Annotated in this window: 11 protein-coding genes, 1 tRNA gene and 1 pseudogene; all 13 read left to right on the forward strand. The window is 48.7% G+C overall.

Annotation, left to right across the window (positions count from 1 at the left end; genetic code table 11):
* Nucleotides 1-73: 73 nt before the first annotated feature.
* Nucleotides 74-1,900 carry a glutamine--fructose-6-phosphate transaminase (isomerizing) gene (gene glmS, locus DXA55_RS11375; protein WP_055219397.1) on the forward strand — a complete coding sequence of 609 codons (1,827 nt, stop codon included), beginning with the start codon at nucleotides 74-76 and terminating at the stop codon, nucleotides 1,898-1,900.
* 145 nt (nucleotides 1,901-2,045) lie between these two features.
* On the forward strand, nucleotides 2,046-3,767 hold the full coding sequence (locus DXA55_RS11380; RefSeq protein WP_055265355.1) for a trypsin-like peptidase domain-containing protein: 1,722 nt from the start codon (nucleotides 2,046-2,048) through the stop codon (nucleotides 3,765-3,767).
* 225 nt (nucleotides 3,768-3,992) lie between these two features.
* Nucleotides 3,993-5,429, forward strand: a complete 1,437-nt coding sequence (clpX, locus tag DXA55_RS11385; RefSeq protein WP_055265357.1) for an ATP-dependent Clp protease ATP-binding subunit ClpX — start codon at nucleotides 3,993-3,995, stop codon at nucleotides 5,427-5,429.
* 80 nt (nucleotides 5,430-5,509) lie between these two features.
* Nucleotides 5,510-6,013 (forward strand): zinc-ribbon domain-containing protein, encoded by a 504-nt coding sequence (locus DXA55_RS11390; protein ID WP_055265359.1) that lies wholly within the window; start codon nucleotides 5,510-5,512, stop codon nucleotides 6,011-6,013.
* The gene (locus DXA55_RS11395) at nucleotides 6,010-6,468 is read left to right on the forward strand and encodes a signal peptidase II (protein WP_055265361.1); all 459 of its coding nucleotides are present in this window, start codon (nucleotides 6,010-6,012) and stop codon (nucleotides 6,466-6,468) included. The genes DXA55_RS11390 and DXA55_RS11395 overlap by 4 nt, the downstream gene beginning before the upstream one ends.
* A gap of 160 nt (nucleotides 6,469-6,628) precedes the next feature.
* A tRNA-Leu gene (locus tag DXA55_RS11400) sits at nucleotides 6,629-6,712 on the forward strand.
* A 241-nt stretch (nucleotides 6,713-6,953) separates the two neighbouring features.
* Nucleotides 6,954-8,027 (forward strand): carbamoyl phosphate synthase small subunit, encoded by a 1,074-nt coding sequence (locus DXA55_RS11405; RefSeq protein WP_055219571.1) that lies wholly within the window; start codon nucleotides 6,954-6,956, stop codon nucleotides 8,025-8,027.
* Complete coding sequence (gene carB / locus DXA55_RS11410; RefSeq protein ID WP_022462958.1) at nucleotides 8,027-11,233, forward strand: carbamoyl-phosphate synthase large subunit; 3,207 nt, start codon at nucleotides 8,027-8,029, stop codon at nucleotides 11,231-11,233. Before DXA55_RS11405 ends, carB begins: the two co-directional genes overlap by 1 nt.
* Before the next feature lie 199 nt (nucleotides 11,234-11,432).
* Nucleotides 11,433-12,344 carry an undecaprenyl-diphosphate phosphatase gene (locus tag DXA55_RS11415; protein ID WP_022462957.1) on the forward strand — a complete coding sequence of 304 codons (912 nt, stop codon included), beginning with the start codon at nucleotides 11,433-11,435 and terminating at the stop codon, nucleotides 12,342-12,344.
* A gap of 354 nt (nucleotides 12,345-12,698) precedes the next feature.
* Nucleotides 12,699-15,327: pseudogene (ppdK, locus tag DXA55_RS19325) on the forward strand (pyruvate, phosphate dikinase).
* 145 nt (nucleotides 15,328-15,472) lie between these two features.
* Complete coding sequence (locus DXA55_RS11425; RefSeq protein ID WP_117814220.1) at nucleotides 15,473-16,066, forward strand: NUDIX hydrolase; 594 nt, start codon at nucleotides 15,473-15,475, stop codon at nucleotides 16,064-16,066.
* A 102-nt stretch (nucleotides 16,067-16,168) separates the two neighbouring features.
* Nucleotides 16,169-17,500, forward strand: a complete 1,332-nt coding sequence (locus tag DXA55_RS11430) for an MATE family efflux transporter (RefSeq protein WP_117814222.1) — start codon at nucleotides 16,169-16,171, stop codon at nucleotides 17,498-17,500.
* 223 nt (nucleotides 17,501-17,723) lie between these two features.
* Nucleotides 17,724-17,940, forward strand: a 217-nt coding sequence (locus DXA55_RS11435; RefSeq protein ID WP_242998504.1) for a MerR family DNA-binding transcriptional regulator, incomplete at its 3' end; no start/stop codon positions are given.

Below are 17,940 nucleotides of genomic sequence, written 5' to 3' on the forward strand. Positions count from 1 at the left end.
AAGAAATTAGAAGGCGGCATAACCTGAAAACAGAACAAGGGTGCCGCCTTTTGCTGTTAGGAGGAAAAAATCTATGTGTGGAATTGTTGGATATATTGGAACCTGCCAGGCTGCCCCGGTGCTGCTGGACGGATTGTCAAAGCTGGAGTACCGCGGATACGATTCGGCCGGAATTGCTGTATACGATGGAAACAAAATTCAGATGCAGAAAGCAATGGGCCGTCTGAAGGTGCTTGAGGAAATGACACAAAATGGAGCGACACTTCCGGGTACCGTAGGAATCGGACATACGAGATGGGCAACGCATGGGGCACCTTCCGATCTGAATGCACATCCGCATTTCAATAAAGACCACTCGATTGTCGTTGTACACAATGGAATTATTGAGAATTATCTGAAATTAAAGAAAAAACTGATGTCCAAAGGATATGAGTTCCTTTCGGAGACAGATACCGAGGTAATTGCCCATATGCTGGATTACTATTATAACGGCGATCCGCTTGCAACGATCACAAAGGTTATGCACCGCATGGAGGGATCGTATGCACTGGGTATCCTGTTCCGCGACCATCCGGATGAGGTGTATGCGGTCCGTAAAGACAGCCCGCTGATCGTTGGTACAAGTAAGAGCGGAAACCTGATTGCATCCGATGTTCCGGCTGTCCTGAAATATACAAGAGATGTCTATTTTCTGGAAAATGAGGAGATCGTGAAACTGACCCGCGATGGCCTTCACTTCTACAATATTGACGAGGAGGAGCTGGAGAAAGAGGCAACCCACATCGACTGGGATATGAATGCGGCAGAAAAAGGCGGCTATGAGCATTTCATGCTGAAAGAGATGCATGAGCAGCCAAAAGCCGTAAAAGATACCCTGACGCCGCGTATTAAGAACGGTGATGTTGTGATCGAAGAACTCGGCATGACCGATGAGGAGATCCGCGCGATCCGCAAAATCTTTATCGTTGCCTGCGGTTCCGCATACCACACCGGTGTAACCGCAAAATACGTCTTCGAAAAGCTGGCAAGAATCCCGGTTGAGGTAGATCTGGCAAGCGAATTCCGCTACCGTGATCCGATTCTGCCGGAAAATACGCTCGTGGTCATCGTCAGCCAGTCGGGTGAGACGGCCGATACCCTCGCGGCTCTCCGCCTTGCAAAAGAAAAGGGCGTGCGTACCCTTGGCATCGTAAACGTAGTTGGAAGTTCGATTGCAAGAGAGGCAGACAATGTCATGTACACCTGGGCCGGTCCGGAGATCGCTGTTGCGACAACGAAAGCGTACAGCACACAGCTTATCGCGCAGTACCTTCTGGCGATGAAGTTTGCCAAAGTACGCGGAACCGTTTCGCAGAATGACTTCGATGCGATGATCCAGAGCCTTGAGCGCCTGCCGGAGCAGATTTCCCTGCTGCTGTCCCATAAGGAGAACGTACAGCGTTTTGCCAACCGTTATCTTGCGGCAGAACACGTCTTTTTCATCGGACGCGGCATCGACTATGCAATCTCGATGGAGGGCTCCCTGAAGCTGAAAGAGATTTCCTACATCCACTCCGAGGCGTATGCAGCCGGTGAGCTGAAACACGGAACCATTTCCCTGATTGAGGACGGACGCCTTGTCGTAGCCGTGCTGACCCAGCCGGAGCTCTACAAGAAAACGATCAGCAATATTCAGGAAGTGAAGACACGAGGCGCGTTTGTCATGGCGGTAACGACCGTTGGCAATACAGAAGTGGAAAAAGTAGCCGACTACGTAGTTTACCTGCCGGAGACAAATCCGATTTTTGCAAACTCCCTGGCGATCATTCCGCTGCAGCTCTTTGGCTACTACGTATCGATCGGCAGAGGCCTCGATGTGGATAAACCGAGAAACTTGGCGAAATCGGTTACGGTAGAATAAAAACCGCAGCATAAAATTCCTCTTTTTTCAAAATTATCACAGTTTCAACACAATTCTAACGTACAATAGGCAGTAGAAAATGAAGAAAGAAATAAGAGCACTGTGTATTGGTGCCTGAGATAGAAAAGAGAAAGAGGGATCAGCCATGAGTGAAGAATTCAAAAAAGAAGAAATAAATGGTGAGGCAGCAGAGGAAACCAAAGCTGCAGAGCATACAGAAGAAGTAAAAGCAGAAACGACAGCAGAGCAGAGCGCAGCAGAGACGGAAAAACCGCAGGAAACCGCAGAAGCGCCGAAGACGGAAGAAAAGAAAACGACAACCTACAGCTGGGTGAATCCGAAAATCAGCGGAAAGACCGGCGAGGAGAATAACAGCGCTTCCTACACCGGAAAACCGGACTCGTCGGAGGCAAAGGCAGAGCAGACATCTTCTGCAAAGACAGAACATTATCAGTACCAGTCACAGACACAGAGTGCTCCGAAGCAGGAAAAACCACAGTTTTCTGCCGTTCCGCAGCCGCAGGATCACAAAAAGAAAGCGAAAAAACCAATGTCATCCGCAAAAAAATGGGGCATGACACTTGCCATGGCAGCGTGCTTCGGACTCGTGGCAGGCGGTGTTTTCATTGGGACTGCAGCAGTCGGTACGAAAGTGATAGGTACAGCAACAGAGCAGAAGCAGGAAGTTACAATTCCGACGACCACCACAACAACGGCAGCAGACAGCAGTGATACCTCCGATACCGTAAAAGCAACCGGCGAGATGTCCGTGAAAGATGTTGCATCGAGTGCGATGCCGTCTCTGGTAGCAATTTCTACGACAACGGTGGAAGAAGTTGAGACATTCTTCGGAACCACAAGCCAGGAAGTTCCTGCAAGCGGAACCGGAGTTATTGTCGGACAGAACGACGATGAGCTCCTGATTGCGACAAACAACCACGTTGTCAGCGGTGCAACGTCTCTTTCCGTCAGCTTTATCGACGATGAGACGGTAGAAGGCCAGATCAAAGGTACCGATGCGGACAATGACCTTGCTGTTGTTGCAGTAAAACTTTCCGACATCAAGGACGAGACAAAGAGCCAGATCAAAATTGCCGTGATGGGAAATTCCGATGACCTTGAGGTCGGTGATCAGGTTGTGGCAATCGGAAATGCACTGGGAACCGGCCAGTCCCTGACGAGCGGATATATCAGTGCAAAAGACCGTACGATCTCCAGTCAGGATGAGAGTACCGGCGAGACGATTACTTCTGAGGGACTGATCCAGACCGATGCAGCCATCAACCCTGGAAACAGCGGCGGCGCCCTTCTGAACATGAACGGTGAGCTGATCGGCATTAACGAAGCAAAATACAGTTCCACACAGGTCGAGGGCATGGGCTTTGCGATCCCGATTTCGAAAGCGGAGCCGATTCTGCAGAACCTGATGAACCTGACAACAAGATACAAAGTCAGCGATGATGAGGCCGCTTATATCGGAATTAACATGGCGGATGTCAGCGCAGATGTTTCCCAGAACTACGGTATTCCGACCGGTGTCTGCATCATGAGCGTTGTGGACGGCAGCCCGGCAGCCGATGCGGGCTTCAAGAAAGGCGATGTTATCACCACGTTTGATGGAAGAAGCATCTCGAACGCCAAAGGCTTAAAAGAGACACTGACCTATTATGCGGCAGGCGAGACTGTAGATGTCACCGTACAGCGCGCGGACAACGGTGAGTACAAAGAAGTAACACTGACGCTGACCCTTGGCTCTGCAGCAGATATGCCGCAGACGAGCGGAAGCAGCAACGGAACCACAAACGATGGAACCGGAAGCTCCGATCAGAATGACCAGGGTATTCAGAATCCGTTTGGCAACAGATAAAAACTCGAAATAACTATTTCCTAAGAGAAAAAAGACGGACAGCACAGGAATATGAACGCCTGGCTGTCCGCCTTTTTCTGCATTTTTTGATATAATTTTTTGAATTTGTAAAATTCTTAAAAAAGTTGGTAATTTTTAAGAAAGTTTTTACTTGTGACCCTATGGCTTTTGGGCTATAATCAAGCTAGACCAAGCGATCTATTACAGAAAGGAATTTGAAAAATCATGTCAGAAGAGAAAGACAGAGTGGACGGTACCGCGGACGAAACGAAGGCGGAAACAAAAAGCTCTGACCATCATACAGAAGATACCTATGAAAAAGTCTGCTTCATGTGCCGCAGACCGGAGAGCAAAGCCGGAAAGATGATTACCCTTCCGGGAAACATCAATATCTGCCCGGACTGCATGCAGAAGAGCTTTGATACCATGAACCAGAACCCGGGCCAGATCAATGAGATGATGAATAATATGAACAACATGCCGAATATCGGCATGTTCGATCTCTCCGGGCTTTCCAACCAGATCCCGAACCGGCAGCGGGTAAAGAAAAAAGAAGAAAAGAAGAAAACAAAAGAATTTTCAATCAAGGACATTCCGCCGCCGCACCGGATCAAGGCGATGCTTGACGAATACGTCATCGGCCAGGACCGTGCAAAGAAAGTCATGTCGGTTGCCGTTTACAACCATTACAAACGTGTCTTTGCACCGCAGGACGGAAATATCGAGATCGAAAAATCCAACATGCTGATGATCGGACCGACCGGTTCCGGAAAAACGTATCTGGTGCAGACACTGGCACGCCTCTTAGATGTGCCGCTTGCCATCACGGACGCCACATCCCTTACCGAAGCGGGTTATATCGGTGATGATATTGAAAGCGTGGTATCTAAGCTTTTAGCGGCCGCAGACAACGATGTGGAGCGCGCGGAGCACGGTATCATCTTCATTGACGAGATCGACAAGATTGCGAAAAAGAAAAATACAAACCAGAGAGACGTCAGCGGAGAAGCCGTACAGCAGGGAATGCTGAAGCTCCTCGAGGGCAGCGACATCGAAGTTCCGGTGGGAGCCAACAGCAAAAATGCGATGGTTCCGCTCGAGACCGTCAATACCAGAAACATTCTCTTTATCTGCGGCGGTGCCTTCCCGGATCTGACGGACATCATCAAGGAGCGTCTGAACAAGACAGCTTCCATTGGCTTCCAGGCGGATCTGAAGGACAAGTATGATGGGGATAAGAACCTGCTGTCACAGGTGACCTTAGAAGACCTTCGGACTTTCGGTATGGTGCCGGAGTTCCTTGGCCGTCTGCCGATCGTATTTACGCTGGAGAGTCTCAATGAGGATATGCTGGTCGAGATCTTAAAAGAACCGAAAAATGCGATCCTGAAGCAGTATAAGAGACTGCTCGAACTCGACGAGGTGAAACTGGAATTTGATGATGATGCACTTCGCTCTATTGCAAGAAAAGCGCTGGAAAAAGATACCGGTGCGAGAGCACTCCGTTCGATCATCGAGGATTTCATGCTGGATATCATGTATGAGATTCCAAAGGACAGCAGCATCGGAGAGGTTATCATCACAAAAGACTATATTGAAAAGACCGGCGGGCCGACGATTCTCCTGCGCGGTCAGGAAGTTCCAAAGTTAGAGCAGAAATAAGGTAACTGGAAAACACAGCGGAGCAGACGTGAAACTGGCGTTTTCTTGAAATAAGAGATAAGAAAGAGAGGGTTTTAACTATGGCAGAGGATTTTTTTGGAAATTTAAGTAAAACACTGAAAAAAACAGTGGATACTGTGGGAAAGAAAACAGATGAATTCGTAGAAATTCAGAAGATCCGCACCCGTCAGCATGCGCTTGAGGATCAGATTGAGAAGAATTACCAGGATATCGGACAGATCATCTACAACCGCTATCTGAACGGCGAAGCATTCGACGAGAATCTTGCCGGCATCTGCAAAGATATCACCGATCTGGAAAAAGAGATTGCAGACTGCAGGGAAGACGTGGCAAACAAGAGAGGCCGCATCGTATGCCCGGCCTGCGGCGCAAGTGTTCCGAAAGATGCAGCTTTCTGCATGCGCTGCGGTGCTGCTATGCCGGAGAAGGAAGAAGAGCCGGAGGATGCCGAGTTTGTACACGTAGAACCGGAAGAAAAAGCAGAAGAAACCGAAGCGGCAGCGCCGGAAGAAGAGCCGGAAGAAGAGCCTGAAAAAGAAGCAGAGGTACCGGAAGAGGAATGATCTGGACCCTGCTGCCGGGAGCGGTTTTCCTTGCAGACGGATGCCTGAAAAAGAAGGCAGAAGAGGAGTTAAAGGAAAATGAGCAGATCCCGGTCTGTAAAGGACATATTGTCCTGCGGAAATGTCATAACCGCGGCGTAGCGGGCGGCGGCTTCGCGGACAGCACGAAGAAGGTGGAAATTCTCACCTTCTTTTTGCTGTCCGGACTGTGGGCGCGTCTCGGAGCGCTGGCGGGCAGACGTAAGTGTAAGGCGAAGAAGCTTGGGCTTGCGCTTACGATTGGCGGCGGCATGTCGAACTGGTATGACCGGCATAAGAGAGGTTACGTGACCGACTATGTCAGCTTCCGGTTTGGACCGGAGAAGTTCCGCAGACTTGTGTTCAATGTTTCTGATTTCTGTATTTTCTTCGGAATTGCGCTGCTGACGGCAATTTCCTGCCGGGAGTCCAGGTGATGCAGGATCTCCCGAAAAGCTGCGGATGGCGGGCTTTTCGGGGCAAAAAAGAAAATTTGAAATTTTTTGAAAAAATTTGAAAAAAGCTGTTGACAGATTCGGAATCATCTGGTAATATATGTTTTGTTGAGCGGCACATGAGAGCCGCAAGACAAGAAATGCAGGAGTGGCGGAATTGGCAGACGCGCAGGCTTCAGGTGCCTGTGGTCGCAAGATCGTGTGGGTTCAAGTCCCATCTCCTGCATTATTTTTTCGCTTTGCGTATCAAGAATTGGTCCGGTGGACCAATTCGGATTGCCCTGATGGGAAGTGTGAAAACTTTCCGTCAGGGTATTTTTATTTTTCCAGAAAAGAAATTTCCGTAATTCGACAAAAATAGTTGAAATGTTTCCCTGGTTGTGATAGAATCTGAAAGATTAAAGTATGAGATGCATATTTCATACAAACTCAAAACCGAACGAAAAAGAAAGGAAAACGGTGGAATGATGAAAGCTTTTCTAATCTTAGAAGACGGGCATGTCTTTACCGGAACCAGCATTGGTTCACAAAAAGAAGTGATCAGTGAAATCGTATTTAATACATCCATGACTGGATATCTCGAAGTGCTGACTGACCCATCCTATGCGGGACAGGCAGTATGTATGACGTATCCTCTTATTGGAAACTATGGAATTTGTTATGATGATCAGGAGTCCTTAAGACCCTGGCCGGATGGCTATATTGTAAGAGAATTATCCCGTCTCCCCAGCAACTTCCGTTGCCAGGACACCATTCAGAATTTCCTGAAAAAGTTCGATATTCCCGGAATCGCCGGAATCGATACTCGTGCTCTCACCAAAATTCTTCGTGAAAAAGGTACCATGAACGGTATGATCACGACCAACGAAAATTATCACCTCGATGAAATTATTCCAAAATTAAAAGCGTATAATACCGGAAAAGTTGTAGAAAAGGTAACCTGCTCTGAAAAATCAGTTTTAAAAGGAGAAGGCTTTAAAGTTGCACTTCTGGATCTTGGCGCAAAGAACAACATCGCACGTTCCTTAAATGAGCGCGGATGCGAAGTGACCATTTATCCGGCGCTTACTACAGCAGAAGAGATCCTCGCCGCAAATCCGGACGGAATCATGCTGTCCAACGGCCCTGGAGATCCGAAAGAGTGCGTATCCATTATCAAAGAGATTAAAAAACTGTACGATTCCAATGTACCGATCTTTGCAATCTGTCTTGGACATCAGCTGATGGCACTGGCTACCGGCGCAGATACCCACAAGATGAAATACGGCCACCGCGGCGGAAACCACCCGGTCAAGGACCTGGCAACCGGAAGAGTTTACATTTCTTCCCAGAACCATGGCTACGTCGTAGATACCGATACCCTGGATCCGAATGTGGCAGTTCCGGCCTTTGTGAACGTCAACGACGGCACCAACGAGGGACTCAAATACGTCGGCAAAAACATCTTTACCGTACAGTTCCATCCGGAGGCATGCCCTGGCCCGCAGGATTCCGGATACCTGTTTGATCGATTCCTTGAGATGATGGGAGGTAACAAATAATGCCAAAGAATCCGAATATTAAAAAAGTTCTGGTTATCGGTTCCGGTCCGATCGTCATCGGACAGGCAGCAGAGTTCGACTACGCAGGAACACAGGCGTGCCGTTCCCTGAAAGAAGAGGGAATGGAAGTTGTTCTTCTGAACTCCAACCCGGCAACCATCATGACCGATAAAGACATCGCAGACCGCGTTTACATCGAGCCGCTGACCGTAGAAGTGGTAGAGCAGCTCATCCAGAAGGAAAAACCGGACAGCGTTCTTCCGACTCTGGGAGGCCAGGCAGGACTGAACCTTGCGATGGAACTCGAAGAAAAAGGCTTCTTAAAAGAAAACAACGTACGCCTGATCGGTACCACAGCACAGACCATCAAAAAAGCAGAGGACCGTCAGGAATTCAAAGATACCATGGAAAAAATCGGCGAGCCGGTAGCGGCATCCCTGGTTGTCCATGATGTACAGGCTGGTATCGATTTCACCAACAAGATCGGTTATCCGGTTGTACTGCGTCCGGCTTACACCCTCGGCGGAAGCGGCGGCGGTATCGCTTACAACGAAGAAGAGCTGATCGAGATCCTCTCGAACGGACTCCGTCTTTCCCGTGTCGGCGAAGTACTCGTTGAAAGATGTATCGCCGGATGGAAAGAGATCGAGTACGAGGTAATGCGGGACAGCGTAGGAAACTGCATCACCGTCTGCAACATGGAGAACATCGACCCGGTCGGCGTTCACACCGGAGACAGTATTGTCGTAGCACCATCCCAGACCCTGGGAGATAAAGAGTATCAGATGCTGCGTACTTCCGCACTCAACATCATCACCGAGCTCGGCATCACCGGCGGATGCAACGTACAGTATGCGTTGAATCCGGACAGCTTCGAGTACTGTGTTATCGAGGTAAATCCGCGTGTCAGCCGTTCTTCCGCACTGGCTTCCAAAGCGACCGGTTATCCGATTGCAAAGGTTGCTGCAAAGATCGCACTTGGCTACACTCTGGATGAGATCCCGAACGCCATTACTGGAAAAACCTACGCAAGCTTCGAGCCGATGCTGGATTACTGTGTTGTAAAAATCCCGCGTCTGCCGTTCGATAAGTTTATCAGTGCAAAACGTACCCTGACCACACAGATGAAGGCAACCGGTGAGGTTATGAGTATCTGCAACAACTTCGAGGGCGCGCTGATGAAAGCCATCCGTTCCCTGGAACAGCACGTAGATTCCCTGATGTCCTATGACTTCAGCCACTTGTCCAAAGACGAGCTGATCGAAGAGCTTCACATCGTAGACGATATGAGAATCTGGAGAATCGCAGAGGCGATCCGTCAGGGCATCTCCTACGACGAGATCCACGAGATCACCAAAATCGATGTATGGTTCATCGATAAGCTGGCTATCCTCGTTGAGATGGAGCAGGCATTACAGGCCAAAGAGCTGGATGAGGATCTGCTGCGCGAAGCAAAACGCCTTGAGTTCCCGGATTACCTGGTGGCAAAACTGGCAGGAAAGACCGAAGAAGAAGTAAAAGCGTTAAGAAAACAGTATGATATCACCGCAGCTTACAAGATGGTAGATACCTGTGCCGCTGAGTTCGCAGCAACCACACCGTATTACTATTCCGTATACGGCGGCGAAAACGAAGCTGTCGAGACAAACGACAGAAAGAAAGTCCTCGTCCTTGGTTCCGGCCCGATCCGTATCGGACAGGGTATCGAGTTTGACTTCTGCTCCGTACATTGTACCTGGGCATTCAAGAAAGAGGGCTATGAGACCATCATCATCAACAACAACCCGGAGACCGTCAGCACCGACTTCGATATCGCAGATAAACTGTATTTCGAGCCGCTGACACCGGAAGATGTAGAAAATATCGTCAACATCGAGCATCCGGACGGAGCCGTTGTACAGTTCGGCGGCCAGACTGCGATTAAGCTGACCGAAGCACTCCTGAAAATGGGTGTGCCGATCCTTGGAACATCTGCAGAGAACGTAGATGCCGCAGAGGACCGTGAGCTGTTCGATGAGATCCTGGAGCAGTGTGAAATCCCGCGTCCGAAGGGACACACCGTATTCACCGCAGAAGAGGCGAAAAAAGCAGCCAACGAGCTCGGCTATCCGGTACTCGTCCGCCCGTCCTACGTCCTTGGAGGACAGGGTATGCAGATCGCCATCAGCGATGAGGATGTCGATGAATTTATCGGCATCATCAACCGGATCGCACAGGAGCATCCGATCCTGGTTGATAAATATCTGCAGGGCAAGGAAATCGAGGTTGATGCAGTCTGCGACGGCACCGATATTCTGATTCCTGGTATCATGGAGCACATCGAGCGCGCCGGCGTTCACTCCGGAGACAGTATCTCCGTTTATCCGGCACAGAGCATCAGCCAGCATGCAAAAGACACTATCGTAGAGTATACGAAACGTCTGGCAAGATCCCTGCATGTCATCGGTATGATCAACATCCAGTTCATCGTATGCGGTGAGGATGTTTACGTCATCGAGGTCAACCCGCGTTCTTCTCGTACCGTGCCATACATCAGCAAGGTAACCGGAATCCCGATCGTGCCGCTGGCAACGAAAGTCATCCTCGGCCACACGATCCGCGAGCTTGGCTACGAGCCGGGACTGCAGAGAGAGGCAGATTACATTGCCATCAAGATGCCGGTATTCTCCTTCGAGAAGATCCGCGGCGCAGATATCGCCCTTGGACCGGAGATGAAATCCACCGGTGAGTGCCTTGGTATTGCAAAGACCTTCAACGAGGCTCTTTACAAAGCGTTCCTCGGTGCCGGAATCAACCTGCCGAAATACAAAAACATGATCATCACCGTAAAGGATGAGGATAAAGAGGATATCGTTCCGATCGCACAGAGATTCCAGGCTCTCGGCTACAAGATCTATGCGACGAGAAATACCGCGAAAGCCCTGAACGAGAACGGCGTCAATGCGATCCGCACCAACAAGATCGAGCAGCCGTCCCCGAACCTGATGGACCTGATCCTCGGCCACAAGATCGACCTCGTCATCGATACTCCGTCCCAGGGCGTTGAGCACTCCAAAGACGGATTCGTCATCCGCCGGAACGCGATCGAGACAGGTGTCAACGTACTGACCTCTCTGGATACCGCAACCGCACTCGTAACCAGTCTGGAAAATACAGATGTGAAGAAGCTGACCCTGATCGATATCGCAACGATCGACAAGAGATAAGCATGATAGAAGCATAAAGCAAAGAAAAGCTCTCTGCTGCAGAAACAAAGCGGCAGAGAGCTTTTTTGGCCGAATGTGGGTTATGGATTTTACAAAAAAGAAAACGTGACGCGCTTGTGTTTTTAGCATAAGTATGATAGATTTTTAATAGAATGCCAGAAAAGGGCATCCAATTCAAAAAGAGAAAGGTACATATCGTATGAACATCATTGAGTGGTTAAAGGTTATCCTGCTGGGTATCGTAGAGGGCATTACCGAGTGGCTTCCGATCAGCAGCACCGGCCACATGATTCTGGTAGATGAGTTTATTAAGCTGAATGTGACAGCTGATTTCAAGAATGTTTTTGAAGTTGTCATCCAGCTCGGTGCAATCCTTGCGGTTGTCGTCATCTATTTCTGGGATCTCTGGCCGTTTCATGGCAAAAGCAAAGCGAAAAGCAAGAGCTATTTTGCCAATCCAAGCGACAACAAGGTCTTTGCAGGTATTCAGAACTTTGTAGACAATTACTGTTATCTGGACAAAATTATCATGTGGTTCAAGATCGTCGTATCGTGTCTGCCGGCAGCCGTGATCGGACTGGCATTCAACGACTGGATCGAGGCCCATCTGATGAATTACGTGATCGTAGCACTGATGCTGATCATCTATGGTGTCCTCTTCATCATCATTGAGAATTACAACAAGACGAGAACACTGTCTGCAACAAAAATCAAAGAGATTACCTGGAAAAATGCGCTGTATATCGGTGTTTTCCAGCTCCTTTCCATCGTACCGGGAACTTCCCGTTCGGGAGCAACCATCATCGGCGGTATCCTGCTGGGATGCTCGAGAGAGCTGGCATCGGAGTACACGTTTTTCCTTGCCGTTCCGGTTATGTTCGGCGCGAGCCTTTTAAAACTGGTAAAACACGGCTTTGCCTTTACCGGTGTTGAGGTGGCGATCATGATCGTCGGCATGCTGGTGGCATTTGCGGTATCGATTCTTGCCATCAAATTCCTGATGCAGTACATCAAGAAGCACGATTTCAAAGCCTTCGGCTGGTACCGTATCGTACTCGGTGTGATTGTGCTGCTGTATTTCGTAATCAAAACCGTAATTCTGAAAGCATAAAATCAAACAATTCCGAAAATTTACCAGGAAAAATAGAAGAAGAAGTATCGTAAAATGAAAAAAATTGTGCGATACTTCTTTTTTTACGCAAAAATTACAAAAAACCCTGTAAAAAGTAACCAAAAGCTGATATAATAGGACACAAGAGGGACGCAGAACCAGAAATTAAAAAAAATACCGAAAATTTGCCATATTTTTATTGACTAAAGATATTCTTATGGTAAAATAAATGTGTGCGCCCCGAGGATATCTTTATTTTCGGTGCAATCGGTATAGGGTGAACGTATCATCCAGGGCAATCTGGAAATACTTTACTATAACCTATCAAAATTACAAGTAGGAGGAAAAGTAACAATGGCAAAATGGGTTTACATGTTCACTGAAGGTAATGCAGACATGCGTACCTTCTCGGTGGAAAAGGCGCAAACCTGGCTGAGATGACAAACCTGGGACTTCCTGTACCACAGGGATTCACGGTAACAACCGAGGCTTGTACACAGTACTATGAGGATGGCAGACAGATCAACGACGAGATCATGGGTCAGATCATGGAAGCAATCGATAAAATGGAAGGAATCACAGGAAAGAAATTCGGAGACGCTAAGAATCCGCTGCTCGTTTCTGTACGTTCCGGAGCAAGAGCTTCCATGCCAGGTATGATGGATACCATCCTGAACCTTGGTCTGAACGAAGAGGTTGTTGAAACTCTGTCACAGGCTTCCGGCAATCCACGTTGGGCTTGGGACTGCTACAGAAGATTCATTCAGATGTTCTCTGACGTAGTTATGGAAGTTGGTAAAAAATACTTCGAAGAGCTGATCGACAAGATGAAAGAGGAGAAAGGCGTAAAACAGGACGTAGATCTTGACGCAGATGACCTCAAAAAACTGGCTGAGCAGTTCAAAGCTGAGTACAAAGCTAAAATCGGTGAGGATTTCCCGACCGATCCTAAGGTACAGCTGATGGAGGCTGTAAAAGCCGTATTCCGTTCCTGGGACAACCCGAGAGCAAACGTTTATCGTCGTGACAACGACATCCCGTATTCCTGGGGTACCGCTGTTAACGTACAGATGATGGCATTCGGAAACATGGGAGATGACTGTGGTACAGGTGTTGCCTTCACCCGTGACCCTGCTACAGGAGAGAACGGACTGTTCGGTGAGTTCCTTACCAACGCACAGGGCGAGGACGTAGTTGCCGGTGTTCGTACACCTATGCACATTTCCGAGATGGAAGAGAAATTCCCGGAAGCTTTCAAACAGTTCAAAGAAGTTTGCAAAACTCTGGAAACACACTACAGAGATATGCAGGACATGGAGTTCACTGTAGAGCACGGTAAACTGTACATGCTGCAGACACGTAACGGTAAGAGAACAGCAAAAGCTGCTCTGAAAATCGCCTGCGACCTTGTAGATGAGGGAATGAGAACAGAGGAAGAGGCAGTTGCAATGATCGATCCTCGTAACCTTGACTCTCTGCTTCATCCGCAGTTCGATGCAAAAGCACTGAAAGAGGCTACTCCAATGGCAAAAGCACTGGGAGCATCTCCGGGAGCTGCTTGCGGTAAAATCGTCTTCACAGCTGATGACGCTGTTGCATGGGCTGAAAGAGGAGAAAAAGTTGTTCTGGTTCGTCTTGAGACATCCCCAGAAGATATCACAGGTATGAAATCTGCACAGGGTATCCTGACTGTTCGTGGTGGTATGACTTCCCACGCAGCCGTAGTTGCCCGTGGTATGGGAACCTGCTGTGTATCCGGTTGCGGTGATATCGTAATGGACGAGGCAAACAAGAAATTCACACTGGCTGGCAAAGAGTTCCACGAGGGAGACTGCATCTCTCTGGATGGTTCTACAGGATGCATCTATGACGGACTGATCCCGACCGTAGACGCTACCATCGCTGGCGAGTTCGGAAGAATCATGGGCTGGGCAGATAAATACAGAACCATGAAAGTTCGTACAAACGCTGATACTCCGGCAGACGCTAAAAAAGCTCGTGAGCTTGGCGCAGAAGGTATTGGTCTTTGCCGTACAGAGCATATGTCTTCGAAGGCAACAGAATCGATGCATTCCGTGAGATGATCTGCGCTGAAACCGTAGAAGAGAGAGAAGCAGCACTTGCTAAGATCCTTCCGGAGCAGCAGGGAGACTTCGAGAAGCTGTATGAAGCTCTGGAAGGCAACCCGGTTACCATCCGTTTCCTGGATCCGCCGCTTCATGAGTTCGTTCCGACTGAGGAAGAGGACATCAAGAAACTGGCTGATGCTCAGGGCAAAACTGTTGAGCAGATCAAAGCAATCATCGCTGGTCTGCATGAGTTCAACCCGATGATGGGTCATCGTGGATGCCGTCTTGCTGTAACTTATCCGGAAATCGCTAAGATGCAGACAAGCGCAGTAATCCGCGCAGCCATCAACGTGAAGAAAGCTCATCCGGATTGGAATGTAAAACCGGAAATCATGATCCCACTTGTTGGCGATATCAAAGAGCTGAAATACGTTAAGAAATTCGTAGTAGAGACCGCTGACGCTGAAATCGCAGCTGCAGGCAGCGACCTTGAATACGAAGTTGGTACCATGATCGAGATCCCGAGAGCAGCTCTGACTGCAGATGAGATCGCAAAAGAGGCAGACTTCTTCTGCTTCGGAACCAACGACCTTACTCAGATGACTTACGGATTCTCCCGTGACGATGCTGGTAAATTCCTGAACGCTTACTATGACGCTAAGATCTTCGAGAACGATCCGTTCGCAAAACTCGATCAGGACGGCGTTGGCAAGCTGATGAAGATGGCTATCGATCTTGGAAGACCGGTTAACTCTTCTCTGCACGTAGGTATCTGCGGTGAGCACGGTGGAGATCCGAGCTCCGTAGAGTTCTGCAACAAACTGGGTCTGGACTATGTTTCCTGCTCACCGTTCCGTGTGCCGATCGCCCGTCTGGCAGCAGCTCAGGCAGCTATCGCTCAGAAGAACGCTTAATTTAAGCAGAATCTGTCCGAATCAGGATTTTCATGCAATAGCATGATTTGTGTTCAAACGTAAGGAGACCCCGGCGGTCTGTAGAAATACAGGCGCCGGGGTCTTTTTTATCAATCGTTTAAAATCAAAGTGGGAGGGAAAACGGATGCAGAATGAAACAGCCAAAGAAAACCTGCTGCGGCAGATCCGGGAATACCGTCCGTACAATGAGCAGGAAGAGCGGGATCGGGCGATTCTGCTGAAATGGATGGAGAGCGGATGCGATATTTTGACGCGGGAAAATGAGACCGCACATCTGACTGCCTCCGCCTGGGTCGTAAGCCCGGATCGGAAGCAGGTGCTGATGGCGTATCACAATATTTACCATTCCTGGGCATGGCTCGGCGGCCACGCGGACGGAGATGCGGATCTTTACAGCGTGGCGGTAAGAGAAGTGAAGGAGGAATCCGGGATTGAAGAGGTGAAGCTCTTATCGGATCAGCCATTCTCGCTCGAAATCCTGTCGGTGGACGGCCATGTGAAGCGCGGAAAGTACGTGACGACACATCTCCATCTGAATGTGACATATCTCATGGAAGCAGATCCGGTACAGGAAATCCGCTGCAAGCCGGATGAAAACAGCGCAGTCGGCTGGATTCCGGTGGAGCAGATCGCAGAAAAATCGACAGAGCCGTGGTTTGTGGAGCGTGTGTATGGCAAGCTGTGTGAGAAAGTGAAAAGAGATTTCTGTGAAGTGTAATATGCAATCCGCGTATGAACTGCCATTTAGAATAAGCATTAGACAAATGAGCTGTTAGATGTCTAAAATAGAGACAGAAAGAAAAATGGCAGGAGGGGTTTTATGTTTACAAATCAGGATTTGAAAAAGCTGATTATTCCGCTTTTCCTAGAGCAGCTTCTGGTGGCTCTGGTCGGAATTGCGGACGTGTTTGTTATCGGATTTGTCGGAGAGGCGGCGGTTTCCGGTGTGTCACTGGTCAATGCGTTTAATATGATCTTTATCAACCTGTTCACAGCGCTGGCATCCGGCGGTGCGGTGGTCATCAGCCAGTATATCGGAAAGAAGGACAAGGAGCAGGCGGGAGCGGCAGCTTCCCAGCTTCTGACGGCATCGGTATTGCTGTCGGTTGTTATTTCTGTAGTGGTACTGGTTGCCAACGAACAGCTGATGCGTTTGATGTTCGGCAAGGTTGAGGATGATGTCATGGCGGCATGCGTGACGTATCTGCGTATCTCGGCATATTCCTATCCGGCAATGGCGATTTACAATGCGGGAGCGGCTTTGTACCGCAGTTTTGGAAAAACCAGCACGACGATGTACCTTTCGATTGCATCGAATGTGATCAACGTAGTCGGAAACTGTATCGGCGTCTTTGCTTTGCATACAGGTGTGCCTGGCGTTGCGGTTCCGTCGCTGATTGCGCGTATCTTTTCCGCAGCTGTTATCACGGTTCTCTGCTTCTCAAAGCGAAATCCGGTGCAGTATTTGAAAGAGTGGATTTTTAAAGTAGACTTGAGCTTCCAGAAAACGATCCTCAGTATCGCAGTTCCGAACGGTATCGAGAGCGGTATTTTCCAGCTCGTCAAAGTAGCACTTTCCAGTGTGGTAGCACTGTTTGGTACCTACCAGATTGCCGCAAACGGCATTGCCCAGAGTATATGGTCCATGGCGGCACTCACAAGCAGTGCACTTTCCCCAGTATTCATCACCGTCATCGGACAGTGCATGGGCGCGGGAGATACTGATCAGGCGGAGTATTATTTCCGCAAGCTGATAAAAATCACACTGATCATTGGAGTGGCATGGAATGCGCTTGTCTTTGCAGTCACACCGTTTGTCCTTTCCTTCTATGCGGTGTCCGAGGAGACGAAGCGGCTGACACTCTGGCTGGTACTGCTGCATAATATTTTCAACGGCATTGCACTCTGCTACGCCGGACCGCTTGGAAGCGGCCTTCGTGCGACAGGAGATGTAAAATTCACAATGGGAATTTCCCTCTTCACGACCATCGGCGTCCGCCTGATTTTCTCTGTGATTTTTGCAATCTGGATGAACATGGGCGTTATGGGAATCGCTCTTGCGATGTGCCTCGACTGGTCCGTGCGCGGCATCATCTTCTGGTGGAGATTCAAACAGGGCAAGTGGAAAACGTTTCAGGTTATCCGTGAGTGAAAAAACGATCCTCTTTTTCTGACGACAGAAAAGTTGTTGGGAAAAGGGGATTTTTGGGGTGAAAGGGATTATTTCGGCGCGTTGAAAATCATGCCGGGGTATGGTAAAATGGACTCCGAAAAACAGCAAAAGGAGGAAAATATAAGTAACTAAATATATTGTCAAATGTGATATAATGTGTTTAAACATACAAAAGGAGAATCATATTATGAACACATCAAATATCACAAACTACAAGCCGAAGGATTTTGCTGAATTGTTAGGGATATCTGTTAAAACGCTACAGCGTTGGGACAGAGAAGGGATTTTAAAAGCAAATCGAACTCCAACTGACAGGCGTTATTATACGTATGACCAATATCTTCAATTCAAAGGCATAAATATCGAAAATGATAAACGTCAGGCAGTTATTTATGCCAGAGTATCTACAAAAAATCAAA

The organism is Blautia sp. OF03-13 (assembly GCF_003460685.1).
In the GTDB taxonomy this organism is placed as follows: Bacteria; Bacillota; Clostridia; order Lachnospirales; family Lachnospiraceae; genus Fusicatenibacter; species Fusicatenibacter saccharivorans.